This window comes from Mycolicibacterium sp. MU0050, assembly GCF_963378085.1.
GTDB lineage: Bacteria > Actinomycetota > Actinomycetes > Mycobacteriales > Mycobacteriaceae > Mycobacterium > Mycobacterium wendilense.
In genome coordinates this window covers 1,345,046-1,363,451 of sequence record NZ_OY726395.1, presented here as the reverse complement: position 1 = coordinate 1,363,451, position 18,406 = coordinate 1,345,046, and the positions used below count along the sequence as shown (strand labels likewise).

Annotated in this window: 16 protein-coding genes and 2 rRNA genes; 3 read left to right on the top strand and 15 right to left on the bottom strand. The window is 66.2% G+C overall.

From position 1 onward, the window contains the following. Window position 1 precedes the first annotated feature (1 nt). Genes R2K23_RS06605 through R2K23_RS06560 form a run of 10 tightly spaced genes read right to left on the bottom strand, consistent with a single transcriptional unit; the run spans window position 2 to window position 8,243 of the window. A complete protein-coding gene (locus tag R2K23_RS06605; RefSeq protein ID WP_316515386.1) occupies window positions 2-1,189 on the bottom strand; it encodes an acetyl-CoA acetyltransferase in 1,188 nt (395 codons plus the stop codon). Next, window positions 1,179-2,507, bottom strand: coding sequence for an OB-fold domain-containing protein (locus R2K23_RS06600; protein WP_316515385.1), 1,329 nt, complete (start codon window positions 2,505-2,507; stop codon window positions 1,179-1,181). Before R2K23_RS06600 ends, R2K23_RS06605 begins: the two co-directional genes overlap by 11 nt. Continuing rightward, window positions 2,504-3,712, bottom strand: coding sequence for an acetyl-CoA C-acetyltransferase (locus R2K23_RS06595; RefSeq protein ID WP_316515384.1), 1,209 nt, complete (start codon window positions 3,710-3,712; stop codon window positions 2,504-2,506). The genes R2K23_RS06600 and R2K23_RS06595 overlap by 4 nt, the downstream gene beginning before the upstream one ends. Continuing rightward, a complete protein-coding gene (locus R2K23_RS06590; RefSeq protein WP_316515382.1) occupies window positions 3,709-3,963 on the bottom strand; it encodes a hypothetical protein in 255 nt (84 codons plus the stop codon). The genes R2K23_RS06595 and R2K23_RS06590 overlap by 4 nt, the downstream gene beginning before the upstream one ends. Window positions 3,964-3,973: 10 nt before the next feature. Further along, on the bottom strand, window positions 3,974-4,507 hold the full coding sequence (locus R2K23_RS06585; protein ID WP_316515381.1) for an aromatic-ring-hydroxylating dioxygenase subunit beta: 534 nt from the start codon (window positions 4,505-4,507) through the stop codon (window positions 3,974-3,976). Then, on the bottom strand, window positions 4,507-5,754 hold the full coding sequence (locus tag R2K23_RS06580; RefSeq protein WP_316515380.1) for an aromatic ring-hydroxylating oxygenase subunit alpha: 1,248 nt from the start codon (window positions 5,752-5,754) through the stop codon (window positions 4,507-4,509). The genes R2K23_RS06585 and R2K23_RS06580 overlap by 1 nt, the downstream gene beginning before the upstream one ends. Window positions 5,755-5,756: 2 nt before the next feature. Further along, a complete protein-coding gene (locus R2K23_RS06575) occupies window positions 5,757-6,548 on the bottom strand; it encodes an enoyl-CoA hydratase/isomerase family protein (RefSeq protein WP_316515378.1) in 792 nt (263 codons plus the stop codon). Next, the gene (locus R2K23_RS06570) at window positions 6,545-7,348 is read right to left on the bottom strand and encodes an enoyl-CoA hydratase/isomerase family protein (RefSeq protein ID WP_316515377.1); all 804 of its coding nucleotides are present in this window, start codon (window positions 7,346-7,348) and stop codon (window positions 6,545-6,547) included. Before R2K23_RS06570 ends, R2K23_RS06575 begins: the two co-directional genes overlap by 4 nt. Continuing rightward, the gene (locus R2K23_RS06565) at window positions 7,345-8,121 is read right to left on the bottom strand and encodes an enoyl-CoA hydratase/isomerase family protein (RefSeq protein ID WP_316515376.1); all 777 of its coding nucleotides are present in this window, start codon (window positions 8,119-8,121) and stop codon (window positions 7,345-7,347) included. The genes R2K23_RS06570 and R2K23_RS06565 overlap by 4 nt, the downstream gene beginning before the upstream one ends. Next, the gene (locus R2K23_RS06560; RefSeq protein WP_316515374.1) at window positions 8,118-8,243 is read right to left on the bottom strand and encodes a hypothetical protein; all 126 of its coding nucleotides are present in this window, start codon (window positions 8,241-8,243) and stop codon (window positions 8,118-8,120) included. The genes R2K23_RS06565 and R2K23_RS06560 overlap by 4 nt, the downstream gene beginning before the upstream one ends. A 104-nt stretch (window positions 8,244-8,347) precedes the next feature. On the opposite strand from R2K23_RS06560, the gene R2K23_RS06555 reads away from it, so the two are divergent. Next, window positions 8,348-9,145, top strand: a complete 798-nt coding sequence (locus R2K23_RS06555) for an SDR family NAD(P)-dependent oxidoreductase (protein WP_316515372.1) — start codon at window positions 8,348-8,350, stop codon at window positions 9,143-9,145. Between the two features lie 207 nt (window positions 9,146-9,352). Here R2K23_RS06555 and R2K23_RS06550 read toward each other — a convergent pair whose 3' ends face one another. The 3 genes from R2K23_RS06550 to R2K23_RS06540 form a co-directional block, all read right to left on the bottom strand. Then, window positions 9,353-10,126: an ExeA family protein gene (locus R2K23_RS06550; RefSeq protein WP_226522213.1), complete on the bottom strand. Its 774-nt coding sequence runs from the start codon at window positions 10,124-10,126 to the stop codon at window positions 9,353-9,355. A gap of 38 nt (window positions 10,127-10,164) precedes the next feature. Then, on the bottom strand, window positions 10,165-11,628 hold the full coding sequence (locus tag R2K23_RS06545) for a DDE-type integrase/transposase/recombinase (protein ID WP_316511563.1): 1,464 nt from the start codon (window positions 11,626-11,628) through the stop codon (window positions 10,165-10,167). Window positions 11,629-11,746: 118 nt separating this feature from the next. Then, window positions 11,747-12,337 carry a hypothetical protein gene (locus R2K23_RS06540; protein ID WP_099962891.1) on the bottom strand — a complete coding sequence of 197 codons (591 nt, stop codon included), beginning with the start codon at window positions 12,335-12,337 and terminating at the stop codon, window positions 11,747-11,749. Between the two features lie 234 nt (window positions 12,338-12,571). On the opposite strand from R2K23_RS06540, the gene R2K23_RS06535 reads away from it, so the two are divergent. Next, complete coding sequence (locus tag R2K23_RS06535; RefSeq protein ID WP_316515370.1) at window positions 12,572-14,059, top strand: DNA-3-methyladenine glycosylase 2 family protein; 1,488 nt, start codon at window positions 12,572-12,574, stop codon at window positions 14,057-14,059. Next, the gene (locus R2K23_RS06530; RefSeq protein ID WP_316515369.1) at window positions 14,056-14,547 is read left to right on the top strand and encodes a methylated-DNA--[protein]-cysteine S-methyltransferase; all 492 of its coding nucleotides are present in this window, start codon (window positions 14,056-14,058) and stop codon (window positions 14,545-14,547) included. Before R2K23_RS06535 ends, R2K23_RS06530 begins: the two co-directional genes overlap by 4 nt. A gap of 87 nt (window positions 14,548-14,634) precedes the next feature. Here the strand turns inward: R2K23_RS06530 and rrf are convergent. Both rrf and R2K23_RS06520 read right to left on the bottom strand, forming a co-directional pair. Further along, window positions 14,635-14,748: ribosomal RNA gene (rrf, locus tag R2K23_RS06525) — 5S ribosomal RNA — on the bottom strand. A gap of 218 nt (window positions 14,749-14,966) precedes the next feature. Next, window positions 14,967-18,083: ribosomal RNA gene (locus R2K23_RS06520) — 23S ribosomal RNA — on the bottom strand. Window positions 18,084-18,406: the final 323 nt, after the last annotated feature.

Genomic DNA, 18,406 nt, shown 5'->3' with positions numbered 1-18,406 from the left:
GTCAGCGGTCGCGGGTGACCACCGAGACGAACGACACGCAACCACCGGGGCGCCCGCCCAGGTTGTGGGTCAGGGCGGTGTGCGGATCGGGGAGCTGACGCTCCCCGGCCTCGCCGCGGAACTGCAGCCAGGCCTCGTAGAGCATCCGCAACCCGCTGGCCCCGACCGGGTGGCCGAAGCTCTTCAGGCCGCCGTCGACGTTCACCGGCAGCCGGCCGTCGGCGTCGAACTCGCCGCCGAGCACGTCCTTCCAGCCCTGGCCGGGTTCGGTGAAGCCGAGGTCCTCCATCAAGACGATCTCGGTGGGCGTGAAGCAGTCATGGACCTCCGCGAACGACAGTTGGGTCGCCGGATCCTCGATTCCCGCTTGCGCGTAGGCATCCTTGGCGGCCTTGACCACTTCGGGGAACGTGGTGAAGTCGTAGGCGGGGTCCACCGCGCCGCGGGCCGATCCCGCGATCAGCGCCAGCGCGCTGACATACATCGGGGTGTCGGTGTACTCGTGGGCGCGGTCGGCGGGAACGATCAGCGCGCAAGCCGCCCCGTCGGACACCCCGGAGCAGTCGAACACGCCGAGGCGCCCCGCCACCTTGACCGCATTGTCGATGGTGTCCTTCTTGACCGGAGAACGGAACTGGGCCTTGGGGTTTCGGGTCCCATTGTCGTGGTTCTTCCAGGCCACATGCGTCATCGCAGCCCGCATCTCGTCGGGATGCACCCCGTAGCGCGCGCAGTAGGCCGGGTCGAGCATCGAGAAGGCCGCCGGGGCGGTCATGGAGATCTCCGGAGCGGTGCCGTCACCGGGCGGATCCTGGCGCAGCAGGCCGGAATAGCCGGAGTCCTTGAGCTTCTCGACGCCGACCGCCATCGCGACGTCGTAGGCCCCGGAGGCCACCGCGTAGCAGGCGTTGCGGAAGGCCTCCGACCCGGTGGCACAGAAGTTCTCCACCCGGGTGACGGGCTTGTCGTCGCTGCCGATCGCCCGGCTCAACGTGAGGCCGCCGAGCCCCGAGCTCAGCGTCCCCAGCCAGTAGGCGTCCACGTCGTCGCGGCCTACGCCCGCCGAGTCGAGGCATTCGGTATAGGCCTCCAGCAGCAGGTCGTCGGTGGAGGCGTCCCAGCGTTCCCCGAACCTGCTGCAGCCCATGCCGACCACGGCGACCTTGCCGGCGATTCCGTTACTGGCCATCGAGAAGGACCGCCTTCCAGAAGTAGTCGTGGACGTCGCCGGCGGTGAACAGGCGGCGGAAGGTGAACCCGACCCGCGCGCCCACGCTCAGCCGGTCCGGGTCGGCGTCGGCCACCTCCAGCGTGCAGCGACCACCGCCGTCGACGTCGATGGCGGCCTGCACCATCGGTGGGGAGGGCGAGAACGCCAGGTGGTCCACGGTGTAGGTGGCGACGGATCCGCTCAGTCCCGCTGCCGGCACGGCCGTCATCTCGTCGGCGACTCCGCAGGACCGGCAGACCCGGACCGGCGGCAGATGCGCGAAACCGCATGCGGTGCAGCGTGATCCGGTGAAGCTGAATTTCCATCCCGCGGCCCGGGCGGCCGGCGGGGCGGCGGCCCGCTCGGGTTCGGGGCGGCGCGGCGGCTCCAGGTCCACCAGCCCGCGCCACGACAGGTAGGTCAGCTGCGGGACGGGGCGCCCACCGGTCCGTTGATCGGCGAGTGCTCGGCGCTGCCGACGGTCGGTGAGCGCTGCGGTGGCCCGCAACACGAGCACGTCGCAGCCGTCGGTGGCCGACACCATCACGATGGTGTCCCCGGGATCTGCGCTGTCGAGCACCGCGCACAAGGCCAGTGCGGCGTCGGCGGAGCCGCCGAACCCCAGCGGCGCAGTGACGACCGATTTCTGCCCCTTGACCAGGGTGGCGGCGCGTTTGACGATCGCGGAATTCGGACAGGCCAGGGCCACGTGGTCCACGTCGGCCAGGCCCGCGGCGTCCAGCGCCGCGGACACCGTGGCCCTGATGAGCGGGGCGTAGCGTTCGAAGCCGAAGCGCTCCTCCCACTGATGGCCGGTGAGCTGCGTCGGCACCCGCCAGCGGTCGAGGAACTCCTCGGTGCGGGAGGTGGCGGCCAGCACCTCGGCGATCGGCTCCCCGTCCCCGAACAGCAGCGCGGCCGCGCCGTCGCCGCCGAGCTTCTCGTCGGCGGAGCCGGGCCGGCCGACCCGGACGTCGGCGGCCACCACCAGTCCCCCGGTCTGCGTCGCCGACCGGATCGCCGCGAACGCACTGCGGCCGGTGCCGCACAGGTCGGCGGCGAACACCTCGGGGCTCAGCCCGAGCGCCGCGTGCACGGCGCTCGCGTTGGTCTTGTCGGCGTACGCCGGGCTGCTGGTGGCCAAGTAGAGCGCCGCCGGTTGGGCCGCGGCACTCTGGACCAACTCCGCTGCCGCGGCAACGGCCATCGTGGTGGAATCCTCGTCGTAACCGGCGACCACCCGCTTGCCCAGGCGGTAGGCGGGAACGTACGTCGAGTATCCGAGCAGCCCCGTCATGCCGCACCCCGGAACACCGCGGCGATGCCCTGGCCGCCACCGACGCACATGGTCTCGAGCGCCAGAGCGCCCTTGCGGCGCCGCAGCTCGTGCAGCATGGTGGTCAGGATCCGGACCCCCGTCGCACCGATCGGATGCCCCAACGAGATGCCGGAGCCGTTGACGTTGAGCCGGTCCTCGACGTCGGAAAGCTGCAGGCCCCAGCCGGCGAGCACCGCGAGCACCTGCACCGCGAAGGCTTCGTTGATCTCGATGAGGTCCAGGTCGTCGAATCCCAATCCCGTTCGGCTGAAGAGCTTTTCGACCGCGCCCACCGGGCCGATACCCATCCGTGCCGGTTCGCAGCCGACCGCCGCCCAACCCTCCAGGTAGCCGATGGGCTCGAGCCCCAACCGGTCCAGGGCGTCCTCGGCGACCACCAGGCATGCTGCGGCGGCGTCGTTCTGCTGGCTCGAGTTGCCGGCGGTGACCGTGCCACCGGGGGTGACCGTGCGCAACCGCGCCAGGCTTTCCGGGGTGGAATCCGGCCGCACCCCCTCGTCGCGGTCGAAACGTACCGGTTCGCCGCGCCGCTGGGGCACCTCGATCGGGATGATCTCGTCGTCGAACAGGTTCGCCTCTTGCGCGGCTGCGGCCCGCCGGTGGCTGCGCACGGCGAACTCGTCGGCGGCCTCCCGGCTGATGCTGTAATCACCGGCGAGGTTCTCGGCGGTTTCGATCATTCCGCTGATCCGCCCGAATCGCCATTCCGGCTGCGACATTTCGCGCCCGCGGTCCAGCCGGTCATACAGCGTCTGGTTGCCGGACCGCGATCCCCAGCGCGCCGAGGTGGTGTAGTGCTCGATGTTGCTCATCGACTCCACACCGCCGGCCAGCACCACGTCGGCCGCCCCGGTCTGCACGGTCATGGCCGCGGTGATCACGGCCTGCAGCCCGCCGCCGCAGCGCCGATCGATCTGGAGGCCGGGGACGCTGATCGGCAGGCCGGCGTGCAGTGCGACCCACCGGCCGATGCACGGCGCCTCGGAGTTGGCGTAGGACTGGGCGAACACCACATCCTCGATCAATTCGGGATCGACCCGGCTGCGTTTCACCACCGCCTTGACGACGGTCGCGGCGAGGTCCTCTGCGCGCAGCGGTCGCAGGCTGCCGCCGAACGTACCGACCGCGGTGCGGGCGGGGGCCACGATGGCCGCGCGCCTCACGATTCACCCCGCCAGCGGTTGCGCGACGGATCCATCAGTTCGGTCATCGCCTGCTCCGGCAACCACACCAGCGTCTCGAGTTCCATGGCGTCCAAGAAGCGCACCCGGCCGGTGCGCAGATCCTCCAGGCGTAACCGCGGCGAGTTGCCCTCGGTATCGAATGTCACTGACACCTCGGCGAATTCGCTGCCGATCACCGGGCCGACCCCCGGGACTGCCACGGGGCCGGGATCTCCGAATTGAATACCCACGTCATGCTCCTCAGATCAGGAATCCCAGCGTGGGAATCGGCTTGTCGTTGTCGGCCAGAACCACCTTCTTGTACGCCAGCCGCAGGCCTTCCGGACTGTGCCGGAGCCGGTAGGTGGCCCGCCCGCCCCACAGCTGGTTTTCCCGCGCGCGTGCCTCGAAGACGATGAAGTTCGCGGCCACCTCGAGGTCCGCACCGCCGTCCGGGTTGGCGCGGCCACCGAGGTACTCGATGTTGCCGAGCAGCCGCCGCAGGTGCGAGGCCGGGGCCGCCGCGAACCGGCGCCCGGTGCGGGTCTGCTTGAGTCGGGTGGAGATCCGGCTGCGGTTGTCGTAGATCACCGACATCTCCCGGCGCGGATCGGTGTCGGCGCCGTTGGCCGGCACCCAGTACAGCGCGTCGTCGGTCCACAACGCTTCCCACGCGTCGTAGTCGCTCTCGTCAGCGAAGCGGGCTTCGCGGTACAGGAACTGCTCCACCTCGAACCGGTCCACCCAGTCCGGAATCGGATCCAGCCCGGCGGCCGAATCGACTGCGGCACTCATCACGCCTCCATCAATCGCTGGTAGTGCGACCAGAACCCGCGCATACCGGTCTCGTCTGTGGCCCCGCCGATCGTGAAGCCCTGCTCGTCGATGCGCTCGCGGTTGAGTCCCCGGCGGATGTCGAGCCATTCGGGCGTCAACTGTTCGAGCCCCTGCTGGTTGCGCTCGTACATCTCGGTGTCGTCGGCCAGCAACATTCCGGCGGGCCCCACCGAGCCGACACACTGCGACACCATCCGGCGGTTGAGCTCCGGTGCGCCGACCAGCTGCACCGCGGTCGAATACTGCACGCATTCGTTGACCGCCACCGGCTGGATGTTGAACACCTGGATCTCGGCGATGAACAGGTTGGGGAAGATCATCACGTGCGGGGCGCCCTCGATGAGGATCTGCTCGGCGGCCGCGCCGTGTTTGGCACGCATCGCCGCGACGTAGTTCGGCACCCGTTCCTCGGTGGTGCCGAACCAGCGCATCGGCTCGGCGAACTTGCGGAACTCCGGCCGCAGATCGTTCTCGCTGTGGCCGCCGCCGAGATCGCGGGTCACCGCGGTCGACGAATCGCTGTAGAGCGGCCCGATGGTGCTACCCGTGACGCCGAAGATCGCGCCGTGGACGAATTGCGGGTGGTACCCGTCGGTTTCGTTCTCGACGAGCAGCTTCCAGTTGCCGCGGGTCTGATGCTGCAGCCAGCCGGCGTCCAGCGCGACCTTGCCCTCCGGCGACAACCGGGTGAGCCGGTCGATCTCGCCGGCGGCGGCACCGAGGTGCTCGCGCAGGCTGGGCCCGTCTTCGGCAAAGCTGCCGAACACGAATCCGCCGTAGGAGTCCATCCGCGGGACCCGGCCCATCGGCATGTCGAGTTTGCGTTCGCCGTAGCCCTTGAAGAACGGGAAGCCGACCAACTCGCCGGTGTTGCGGAAGGTCCAGCCGTGGTACGGGCACCGGAAGGTGCCCGAGTTGCCCTTGGCGTCGTCGCACACCTGATTGCCGCGGTGCGAACACCGGTTGAGCAGCAGATGGATCTGCCCGTCCCGGTCCCGGGTCATGATGACGTCCTGCAGCCCGAGCTTCTTGCGGACGTAGTCGTTGGGTTGTGGCACTTCGCTTTCGTGGCCGACGAAGACCCAGGTGCGATACCAGATCTTGCGCAACTCCTCGGCGAAGATGGCCGGGTCGGTGTACAGCGAACCGTGCACCCGGCTCGGCTGGATCAGTTCGCCGAGCCGGCTGCCAATCGCAGACGTCATGATCAAACTCCTTGCCTGGAACCAAACGAAGGGGCGCGCTTCTCGCGGAAGGCGGCGACGCCCTCGGCGAAGTCGTCGGTGTCGAAAAGCCGCGCCTGGTGGCTGGCCTCGCGGTCGAGGATCTCCAGCGGATGCAGCTGCGGGCTGCGGGCGAGCATCTGCTTCAGCACGCTCAGCGCCTCGGCGGGGCGGGCGGCCAGGGTCTGCGCATCGGTGACGGCGGCGTCGCGCGCGTCCCCCGGTTCGGCGAGGGCATCCACCAGCCCCCAGTCCAGCGCCTCGGGCGCGCCGACCGGTTGGGCCATCAACAGCATCTGCCGTGCGCGCGCGACGCCGATCCGGGCGGGCAGCGACGCGTACACGCCCATGTCACCGGCCAGACCGACGTTGACGAAGGTGGTGGCGAATCGGGCGTCGCGGGCGGCGACGACACGATCACAGGCGGCGGCCAGCGCGGTGCCCGCACCGTACGCCGCCCCCTCGACCGCCGCAATGACCGGTTTTCCGGTGTTCCAAATCGCCCGAATCACCTTTTGCGCCAACTGCACTCGTTGCATGGCCTGCTCTTCGGGAGTGCGCGCCATGGTGGAGATGTCGCCGCCGGAGCAGAACGCCCGGCCGGCTCCGGTCAGCACAATGGCGCGGACGTTCGGGTCCGCATCGGCGGCCTCAAGGGCCTCGGCCAGCGCGATTCGCAGCGGCATGTCGATGGCGTTGCGCACCTCGGGGCGGTTCAGGGTGATGATGCGCACCGCACCGTCGTCGTCGATCAGGACCTCGGCAGCGGTGGTCATCGGCCGACGAACCTCGGTGCACGACGTTCGATGACGGCGCGGAGCCCCTCGAGCGAGTCGGCGGTGCCGGACAGTTCCGAGACCGTGCGCGCCTCCTCGGCCAGGCGCTGTTCGACGGACTGCCCGACGCCACTCCACACGAGGCGCTTGGTCGCCGACACCGCCAGCGGCGGGAAGGTGGTCAGCTCGGTAGCGAGCGCCTCGGCGCGCGTGGTCAGCTCGTCGTCGTCGACCACCTCGGTGATCAGCCCGAGGTCGGCGGCCTCGGTGGCCGTCAACGTCGGATTGGTGAGCAGGATGCGCATGGCTTGGCGCAGTCCCACCAGCTGGGTCAGTGTCACCGAGACCCCGCCGTCCGGCGCCATGCCGACCCGCACCGCGCCGGAGAAGAACTTCGCCGAGCGGGCCGCCACCACGAAGTCCGACGCGCACACCAGCCCGAGCCCGCCGCCGCCGGCGGCGAAGCCCTGCACCGCGGTCACCACCGGCACCCGCAACTGGATCAGCGCCGCCGTCGCGAGTTGCAGCCACGCCGTGGCTTCGCGCAGGTAATCCGGCAGCGCCTCACCTTTGGACTCGAAGGTCTTGACGTCGCCGCCGGCGCAGAAGTTGCGGCCCTCCCCGGTCAGCAGGACGACCTTGACGGCCGGGTCCGCGTGGCAGGCCAGGATCTCCTGGTGCAAGGCCTTGAGCAGCTCCACCGTCAGACCGTTGGAGGCCGCCGGCCGGTTGAGGCGCAGGCGGGCGATCCCGTCGGCGCCGGTGTGTGAGGTGACTGGGGCCTCGATCGATGTCGTCATGCGCGTGTCCTCCGGTGGTCTCGTTTTTCGAATTGTTCGACGCTGCCGGCGCCCGCCTCGCCGATGATGTGCGCCACGACGGCGTCGATCTCGGCGTCCAAGGCCTCGGGCAGGTCGCGCTCGAAGCCGCTGCGCACGAGGCGCTTGATGGTGACGACGGACTGTCGGTTTCGCCCGGCCAGTTGCTGCGCGAACTGTGCAACGGCGGTGTCGAATTCGCTGTCGGGATAGGCCCGGTACGCCAGCCCCAGTGCGGCGGCGTCGGCTCCGGTGATCCGGTCTCCGGACAGCAGCAACCCCAGTGCCTGTTGACGACCCACCAGGCGCGGCAGTCGGGCGCTGCTGCCGCCGCCGGGGACCATGCCGAACTTGACGTGACTGTCGGCGATCGAAGCGGTGTCGCTGACCAGCACGATGTCGGCGGCCTGCATCAACTCGAAGCCGCCGGCCGCCGCGACGCCCTGCACCGCGGCGATCACAGGGACCTCCACTGCGCCGATCGCATCGCAGGCGGCGCGAAACGCGGTGAACAAACCCTTCAAGGCTGGGGCGCCCTCGGCGCGGAGACGTTCGACCTCGCCGAAATCGCCACCGGCGCTGAAGTTTCCGCCGGCCCCGCGGATGACGATCACGTTGACCGCCGGGTCGGCCCCGAGTTCGGTGAGCGCCTTCTCGAGTTTGGTCGCGAGGTCGACGCTGACGGCGTTCATCCGCTGCGGCCGATCCAACGTGATCTGGCCGATTCCGGAGTCCGCCTGATAGGACACGCTCACAGGTAGCTCCCGCCGCCGACTTCGAGTCCCGCGCCGGGGAGGCAGCTCGACAGGTCCGACGCCAGGAGGGCGACGGCCCCGGTCACCACCGCGACCTTGTCGGCAAGTAGCGGGCTGGACATGCGTCTCCTCAGGCTTGTTGTGGACAAATTTAACATAAATTTCTAATCTAGGTTAAGCCACGCAATCGGGCGCTTTCAAGCTGGCCCACGACGAGGAGGTCAAAGTGGATTTGGGACTGGCCGACGCCCGGGTCGTCGTGACCGGCGGTGCATCGAACATCGGCCGCGGCATCGTGCACGAGTTCGCCGCCGAGGGCGCACGCATCGTGATCAGCGACGTCGACGGGCCGCAGGCCGAAAAGGTGCGCGCCGAAGCCCTGGACAAGGGCGCGGCCGCGGTCGAGCTCGCCATTGCGGATCTCACCGAACCGGATGCCGCCGAGTCCACCGTCGGGACGGCGGTGAGCCGCTGGGGCGGCCTCGATGTGTTGGTCAACAACGCGGGCTGGAGCGTCCCCGGTTTCATCGCCACCGACACCGACCGCGACAAATGGCAGCGCACCATCGAGATCAACCTCTTCACCGCCATCGCCGCAACACAGGCGGCCATCGGCCCGATGAAGGACGGCGGCGGCGGGTCCATCGTGTTCATCGCCAGTGACGCAGCCTTCGGTCAGATCCGTCAGGGGGTCTACGGCGCCGCCAAGGCCGCCATGGTGGCGCTGGCCCGAACCACCGCGCGCGAACACGGCCGGCACGGCATCCGGTCCAACGTCGTCTGCCCCGGTCTGGTGATCCCGGACGGCCCCGACGCCGTCGGAGAAGCCAGCCTGTGGTCGGTCGGTCAGGACAACATCTTCAACCAGGACCAGATCGACTACATGCTGAAGGACACCCCCACTCGGCAGCTGAGCACGGCCGAGGACGTCGCCCGGGCAGTGCTCTGGTTCTCTTCGGCCCGGGCCGCCCGGCAGGTCACGGGCCAGATGATCTCGGTGAGCGGCGGTTACACGATGCCGTGACCGGGCGGCGACGGCGCCCACCGCCATGTCGGATTTCCGCTAGTTGTTGGCCGTCGTTGAAGATGACGATGTCGGCGTCATCGGTGTTGATGACGATGCACTGATGAGAACGCCCCGCTCGACTGTGGCGAGCGGGGCGTTTGTGATCTCGGTGACGGGATCCTCGTCGCGGTGACGTGGTCGTCGCCGTGGTGAAGCGGATCGGGTTCAGTCGGTTGCTGTTTCGCTGATGGCGATGCGGGCGGCTTTCTCCCCGACGATGGAGTGCCCGGCGGCGAACGCGGCCGTGAGCGCGTGCAGGGCGAGATTGTTGACCGCACGCGGATGTCCACGGGAGGCGTTGTGGATCAGGGTCATCGCGTCGTCGGCGAACAGCGCATCGGAGCGGCCGGCGATCTTGGTGTGATGCCCGATGTAGTCGGCGGTGTCGGCCGCTGTCATGCCGGGCAGGGTGTAGCGCACGGCGATGCGCTGATCCAACGCGGCCAGAACACCCAGACGCAGTCGGTGCCGCAGGGTGGGTTGCCCGACCAGGACCACGGCGAACGGTGAACCACTGTCCATGTCGTGGTTGGTCAGCAGCCGGATCGCTTCGAGTTGATGGTTGTCGAGCAGGTGGGCTTCATCGACGACTAACACGGGGTTGCGGCCACGTTCAGCGTGCTCGGCGGCCAAGGCGTCTGCGGCTTGGGGAGCCAGCCGGGCGGTGTGAAACGCCGGGGTGTGCCCGAGGGTGGCCACGATGTGGGTGAGCATGCCGCGCACCCCGATGGTGGGGTTGGCGAGGTAGATGATTACGTGCCGCGCCGGATCCAAGGAGGTGGCTGCCGCGCGGATCGCGACGGTTTTGCCAGCGCCGACTTCGCCGGTGATGACGCCGATGGCGCATTGGTCCACACACCAGCCGATGCGGGCGATCGCTTCGCTGTGGCCGGGGTGGCGGTGCAGCATCGACGGCGCCAGATCCCGCCCGAACGGCATCCGTGTGAAGCCCCAATGTGATTGCAGCCGTTGAATACTCACGCCGACACCCCGTCCTCGAACTCGTCCTCGGTGGGGGCGAGGTCGGTGATCGAGAGCTGAGCGGCGACCTGGTCGTCGTCGGAGTCGGTTCCGTAGAGGGCGTGATAGCCGATACGTTCATCCTCACGCAGCTGCTCGTGATGGGCGGCAGCGGTCAACGCCAGGTAATCGATCCCTGTCGTTGCCGGCGGGGTCTCGACGGTCTCGGGTCGGGCTTTCGGGTGGGCATGGCGGCTGATGGTGTGCGGTGTCGCGGCACCGAAACTCTGGTCGCGGTGGCGGACCTCGACGGTCTGCAGGTCGAACGGGGAGAACACCAGCTCCACGCGGCGCCCGGCCAGGGCGGGGTCGACCTGGTAGGTGTTGGAATGCAGGGAGACGGTGGCGGTCTTGGTCACCACCCGAAATTCCGACCACAAGAACGCCTCGGTCAGATCCGCCGCCGTCGGCAACTCCGGAGTGTGACCAAGGCGGTCCCAGCCGGTGTCCCAGCGCTCCAGTGGGGATTGCCCGGTCTCGGTATGGGTGCGGCGGTGGTATTCGGTCTCGACCCAGGCCATGAACAGCCGGTTGAGCTCCAACAGCGCACCGGTGTGGTCGACCCCGGCGGCGGCGAGGTCCTCGGTGGTGGTGTCGGTGACCTCAACGAGGAACTGCCCACGCACGGTGCGGAAGAACCGTTCGATCTTGCCCCGTCCCTGCGGGCGCCCGGGCGCCGAATGTACCAGTCGGATACCGAGTTTCGCGCACGCCCGCAGCAGCCAGGCATCGACGAACGCCGAACCATTGTCGACATAAATCGAGGCTGGCACGCCGCGGGCGGCCAGCGCGGGTTTGAGCGCGGCCGCCAGACGCACGGTGTCCTCGGCGAACCCGAACCGGTGACCGACCACCAACCGAGAATGGTCGTCGAGGAAGGCGAACAGGTAGGTCTTGCGGTCACCGACCCGCGGACCGTGCAGAGCGTCGCCGACCCACAGTTCGTTGGGGTCGGCGGCTTCGAACCGGCCGAACACCTCCCTGGCGCCACCGGCGGCCGGGCCCATCAGCTCGCAGCGATGGAAATGGCGCAGCAGGGTCGATTCCGAGGGTGCCCATCCGGTCGCGGTGCGCAGGATGCGGGCCACCTGGGCGGTGGTGCGTGACGGATTCTCCCGCTTCAACGAGGCGGCCAGCTCCAGCACCCCGACATCGGTGCGGGTGGCCAGCCGGCGCGGCTCGGGCACCAACGCTTCGAACCCGCCGGCCCGGTAGCGACGGATCCAACGGTCCAGGGTGGCTCGCGCGATCTGGACCTGGGTGCCGAACGGGTCGATATGGCGACGTTCGGCGATCTCGCGGACCAGCCGACCCCGTTGGCGGGTCGATAACCCCTCGTCCAGCGCCGGGCAGATCAGCTGATACCGGAACAGTCCGATCGCCTGGGCCCGCTCCCGACGCTTGTGCTCCTCCAATGACACCGCAGTGCCCTCCTCGCAGTCGAAGGCCCTGCCCGAAACCAATGCCGGGCAGGTGCCTTCGCGAGGATCACCGATCACGCCGCGCCGCGTCAGAGGCAACTGGTGTTGCGTACCGGACCTACCGCATCCAGGACCAGCCCGGTGAGAGCAGCCGGCCGCCGCTGACCGCGACCAGCACCTGTGCCGGCGTCACCGCGCCCACCAAGCCGGCCGGTCCGAACCGCTGCCGGATCGCCGCCGCCGCGGCGTTGACCGCCGCCACCACGTCACCCCAGGGACTGCTCCGCTCGTCGGGAATCGTCACATCGATCCCGACTCGAACCGCCACCATGAGGAACCGCGCCCGAACCGCCTCAAGTCGCCCGCCGGCCCGACGTAGCCAGCCGCGGACCGTGGCCGCCGGAACCCGCAACTGCTCAGCGATCTGCCGATACCCCCGCCCGTGGCCGCGCAGCGACAAAGACTCCCAAATCACCTGTGCCGCATAAGCCCTACGCAGCAACACCGTGACCGGCAACAACACATGGGTCACCAGACACGACCGGCACCGCGCCCGCCGCGGCCGAACCGCACCGGCCAGACCGACGACACGGCGAGTGCGGGCGAATCCCCAGCCGCCAAGAACACCCTGCGAGCACGCCGGGCAGCTGATCTGGCCAGCTGCCAACCGGGACTCGACGCAGACCAGATCAGCCTCTACCGTCACCATCAGTGCCTCCGTGCACTACAGCGCGGCACCCTGCGAGCCCGCCAAGACTTCGGCGGGGTGCCGCGCACCCATCAGTTCCTCATCACACTGATGGTGCACACCACCAAGCTCAAGCCGGCGGGCCACGCCACCGATCACATCGGCAAGATCAATGACGAATGGCCACCCCGTGATAGCCATCCAGAGAGACGGTCAACACTAGTCATGTCGGGGGCCGCGTGTAATCGTGGAAGGGTGCACGACGACTTCGACCGCTGTTACCGCGCCGTCCAATCCAAGGACGCGCGGTTCGACGGCTGGTTCGTCATCGCCGTGCTCAGCACCGGCATCTATTGCCGGCCCAGCTGCCCGGCCCGCACCCCGCTGGCCCGCAACGTGCGGTTCTATCCGACCGCCGCGGCTGCTCAGCGGGCCGGATTCCGATCCTGTAAGCGGTGCCGTCCCGATGCGTCTCCCGGCTCCCCCGAATGGAACATCCGCGGTGACGTGGTCGCACGGGCCATGCGCCTGATCGCCGATGGCACCGTCGACCGGACCGGCGTGACCGGGCTGGCCGACCGTCTGGGCTACACCACCCGCCAGGTGGAGCGGCTCCTCCAGGCCGAGGTCGGCGCCGGCCCGCTGGCGCTGGCCCGCGCCCAGCGCGCCCAGACCGCGCGCATGTTGATCGAGACCACCGCCCTGCCATTCGGGGATGTCGCATTCGCCGCGGGATTCTCCAGCATCCGCCAGTTCAACGACACCGTGCGCGAGGTCTTCGACCTCACGCCCAGCGGACTGCGCCAACGGACGGCAAACCGCACGGAGATGCCCACCGGCGCGGCGGGCACGCTGACGTTGCGGTTGGCGGTGCGGCAACCGTTTGCCTTCGAGGGGCTCTTCGGCCACCTCGCGGCGACCGCCGTGCCGGGCTGTGAAGAAGTCCGGGACGGAACGTTTCGCCGCTCGCTGCGGTTGCCGTCCGGGGCGGGCATCGTCAGCCTGACCCCGAGCCCCGATCACGTGCGGTGCTCGCTGCAACTCGAGGACTTCCGGGATCTGCCCGTCGCGATCGCCCGCTGCCGACGTCTGCTGGACCTCGACGCCGATCCGGAGGCCGTCGACGCGGTGCTGCGGGCCGACGAAGCACTTCGGCCCCTGGTGCTCAAGGCCCCGGGCCAGCGGATCCCCCGCGCCGTCGACGAACACGAGATGGCCATCCGCGCCGTGCTGGGCCAGCAGATCTCGACCCAACGTGCCCGCAACCTCGCGGGCCGGCTGGCCGCGGACTACGGACGTCCGGTTGCAGATGTTTCCGGCGGCCTCACGCATGTATTTCCGGCCGTATCGGAGCTCCTCGACATCGACCCGCAGCGACTCGCGATGCCCGGGGCACGCAAGCAAGCCGTGCAGGGACTGGTGACCGCGATCGATGCCGGCCAGGTGGTGCTCGACGCGGGCGCCGACTGGGACGCCGCCCGAACCCAACTGTTGGCGGTGGCCGGGGTGGGCCCCTGGACAGCTGAGATCATCGCGATGCGCGGCTTGGGGGACCCGGATGCCTTCCCGGCGACCGACCTCGGGACACGTGCCGCCGCTCGACGACTTGGACTCCCTGATGATCCCCGCGGACTGTCCGCGCACAGCAGCCGGTGGCGACCCTGGCGGTCCTACGTCACCCAATACCTGTGGACCGCCCTCGACCACCCCGTCAACCAGTGGCCGCCGAAGGAGGCAGCATGACTCACTACCGCATCATCGACAGCCCGATCGGGCCGTTGACCCTGGCCGGAGTGGGGCCCGTCCTGACACATCTGCGGATGGTCGATCAGACCTACGAGCCGGACCGGGCCGACTGGGAACTCAACGACCGCGCATTCCCCGACGCCGTCGAACAATTGGAAGCCTACTTCGCCGGCGAATTACGGCAGTTCGATTTGCGTATGGAAATGGCGGGCACCCAATTCCAGCGGCGAGTGTGGGCGGCGTTGCGCGAAATTCCTTACGGGGAAACCCGATCCTACGGAGAAATTGCCCGAGAAATCGGCTCTCCGACCGCTTTCCGCGCGGTCGGATTGGCGAATGGACGCAACCCCATTGCAGTGATTGTTCCGTGCCATCGAGTGATCGGGGCGAATGGCAGCCTCACCGGATTCGGCGGTGGATTGGGCCGTAAGACCACGTTATTGGATCTGGAAAGAAATGCGGCGAGCCTGATGCTGTTCGACTAGAAAGTCGAACTCTACGCGCCAATAGAGAAATGGTTGTGGAAATAGAAACGCCCCCCACCTGGTGGTGGGGGGTGTTTCTATGTGTGTGTTCGGCGGTGTCCTACTTTTCCACCCGGGTTGGGTAGTATCATCGGCGCTGACAGGCTTAGCTTCCGGGTTCGGGATGGGACCGGGCGTTTCCCTGTCGCTATGTCCGCCGTAACTCTATTTTCTTGTGTGGTGCCGGCCCAGTGTGGTGGGGTCGCCCCCCTTGTGGGGGCGGGGTCCCGGTGGGGGCACCGTGTGTCACCAAGAAAGGTGTTTTTGGTGGTGGGGTGCAATGTTTGTTGCATTTGTGGGTGTGGTTGCGTCGCGTTGCGGTGTTGTTTACCGATTCAACAATGTTGGTTGTTGTTTCCCGCCCCCGTGGGGGGTGGGTTGTTGGTAAGTTTTCGGCCGGTTAGTGCCAGTTCCCTGCACGCATTGCTGCGCTTGTAGGTCTGGTCTATCAATCCCGTGGTCTGCGGGGGGCCTTATCCCACCTAGTGGGTGAGAAACCTGGTCTTGGAAGGGGTTTCCCGCTTAGATGCTTTCAGCGGTTATCCTGTCCGAACGTAGCTATCCAGCCGTGCCCCTGGTGGGACAACTGGTGCACCAGAGGTTCGTCCGTCCCGGTCCTCTCGTACTAGGGACAGTTTTCCTCAAGTTTCTGACGCGCGCGGCGGATAGAGACCGAACTGTCTCACGACGTTCTAAACCCAGCTCGCGTGCCGCTTTAATGGGCGAACAGCCCAACCCTTGGGACCTGCTCCAGCCCCAGGATGCGACGAGCCGACATCGAGGTGCCAAACCATCCCGTCGATATGGACTCTTGGGGAAGATCAGCCTGTTATCCCCGGGGTACCTTTTATCCGTTGAGCGACACCCCTTCCACTCGGGGGTGCCGGATCACTAGTCCCGACTTTCGTCCCTGCTTGACATGTACGTCTCACAGTCAAGCTCCCTTGTGCACTTGCACTCAACACCTGATTGCCATCCAGGTTGAGGGAACCTTTGGGCGCCTCCGTTACATTTTAGGAGGCAACCGCCCCAGTTAAACTACCCACCAGGCACTGTCCCTGAACCGGATATACGGTTCGAGGTTAGAGGTCCAATACGACCAGAGTGGTATTTCAACAACGACTCCACAATAACTGGCGTTACTGCTTCACAGTCTCCCACCTATCCTACACAAACCGAATCGAACATCAATACCAAGCTATAGTGAAGGTCCCGGGGTCTTTTCGTCCTGCCGCGCGTAACGAGCATCTTTACTCGTAGTGCAATTTCGCCGAGTCTATGGTTGAGACAGTTGAGAAGTCGTTACGCCATTCGTGCAGGTCGGAACTTACCCGACAAGGAATTTCGCTACCTTAGGATGGTTATAGTTACCACCGCCGTTTACTGGGGCTTAAATTCTCCGCTTCACCCCGAAGGGTTAACAGGTCCTCTTAACCTTCCAGCACCGGGCAGGCGTCAGTCCGTATACATCGTCTTGCGACTTCGCACGGACCTGTGTTTTTAGTAAACAGTCGCTTCTCACTGGTTTGTGCCACCCCCCACCGCTGCCGGCCGCAAGAGCCATGACAGTAGGAGGTCCCCCTTCTCCCGAAGTTACGGGGGTATTTTGCCGAGTTCCTTAACCATAGTTCACTCGTACGCCTTAGTATTCTCTACCTGACCACCTGTGTTGGTTTGGGGTACGGGCCGTGTACGGACTCGCTAGAGGCTTTTCTCGACAGCATAGGATCACCGAATTCGCCTCAATCGGCTATGCATCACCTCTCAGACATATGAGTGACGGATTTGCCTATCACTCGTCCTACAGGCTTGCCCCAGTATTACCACTGACTGGTACGGCTACCTTCCTGCGTCACCCCATCGCTTGACTACTACCACCGAAGGTCCCGCGCAGCCGGTCACCGTCGCACCCCGAAGGGATTGATCAGCAACCATTTGGGCGGTTAGTACCGGTGATTCATCAGGGACGCTCATACACGGGTACGGGAATATCAACCCGTTGTCCATCGACTACGCCTGTCGGCCTCGCCTTAGGTCCCGACTCACCCTGGGCGGACTGGCCTGGCCCAGGAACCCTTGGTCTTTCGGCGGGCAAGGTTCTCACTTGCCTTATCGCTACTCATGCCTGCATTCTCACTCCCGCACCCTCCACAACACGGTCACCCGGCTGCTTCACTGAATGCAGGACGCTCCCCTACCCAACAAGAACACGTCTTGTTGCCGCGGCTTCGGCGGTGTGCTTGAGCCCCGCTACATTATCGGCGCACAATCACTTGACCAGTGAGCTATTACGCACTCTTTCAAGGGTGGCTGCTTCTAAGCCAACCTCCTGGTTGTCTTCGCGACTGCACATCCTTTTCCACTTAGCACACGCTTAGGGGCCTTAGCCGGCGATCTGGGCTGTTTCCCTCTCGACGCACGGAGCTTATCCCCCGCCGTCTCACTGCCACACTTTCACCTTGTCGGCATTCGGAGTTTGGCTGACGTCAGTAACCTAGTAGGGCCCATCGGCCATCCAGTAGCTCTACCTCCAACAAGAAACATGTGACGCTGCACCTAAATGCATTTCGGGGAGAACCAGCTATCACGGAGTTTGATTGGCCTTTCACCCCTACCCACAACTCATCCCCTCAGTCTTCAACCTAAGTGGGTTCGGGCCTCCACAACATCTTACTGCTGCTTCACCCTGGCCATGGGTAGATCACTCCGCTTCGGGTCCAGAACACGCCACTACACCCCTCACGGGGATACGCCCTATTCAGACTCGCTTTCGCTACGGCTACCCCACACGGGTTAACCTCGCGACATGTCCCTGACTCGCAGGCTCATTCTTCAAAAGGCACGCCATCACCCCACACTAAAAGCGAGGGCTCTGACGGATTGTAAGCGCACGGTTTCAGGTACTCTTTCACTCCCCTCCCGGGGTACTTTTCACCATTCCCTCACGGTACTAATCCGCTATCGGTCACTGAGAAGTATTCAGGCTTACCGGGTGGTCCCGGCAGATTCACAGCAGATTCCACGGGCCCGCTGCTACTCGGGGAAACATTCCACAACAGAGTGCATGTTTTCGCCTACAGGACTCTCACCCTCTACGGCAGGCCATCCCAGACCACTTCGACTAACACACACTTTTCTGACTGTCGCCCAGGCCGGCGGACCTGAGAAGAAACGCCCCACAACACCACACACACAACCCCCGCCGGGTATCACATGCACGCGGTTTAGCCTCCTCCGCTTTCGCTCGCCACTACTCACGGAATCACAATTGTTTTCTCTTCCTACGGGTACTGAGATGTTTCACTTCCCCGCGTTCCCCCCCGCCACCTATGTATTCAGTGACGGGTGACACGACATCACTCGTGCCGGGTTTCCCCATTCGGACATCCTCGGATCTACGCTCGGTTGGCAGCTCCCCGAGGCTTATCGCAGCCTCCAACGTCCTTCATCGGCTCCCAGTGCCAAGGCATCCACCATGCGCCCTTAAACACTTACAAACACAAAACCAAAGAAAAATCAGAAATTACACCACAACAAACCACACACCCACACCCCCGAAGAGATGCAGCAGCGACCCTCCCAAACAGGACGGCCACCCCATGTGCGGCTTGATGCTCGCAACCACTATCCACAAATCAAACACCACACCCCACCACCAAGATGGAGCGACAACCAAGCCTCCCACCCCACGCAGGGGCCAGAGAAAAACGGGCCTGTTGCCTCAGGACCCAACAGTGTGTCTGGCAGTACCACAAACCCCAACCCCCGAAAGGACTGGATCCCGGTCATGGTCAATACAGCTTTGCTTGTTGTGCACCAG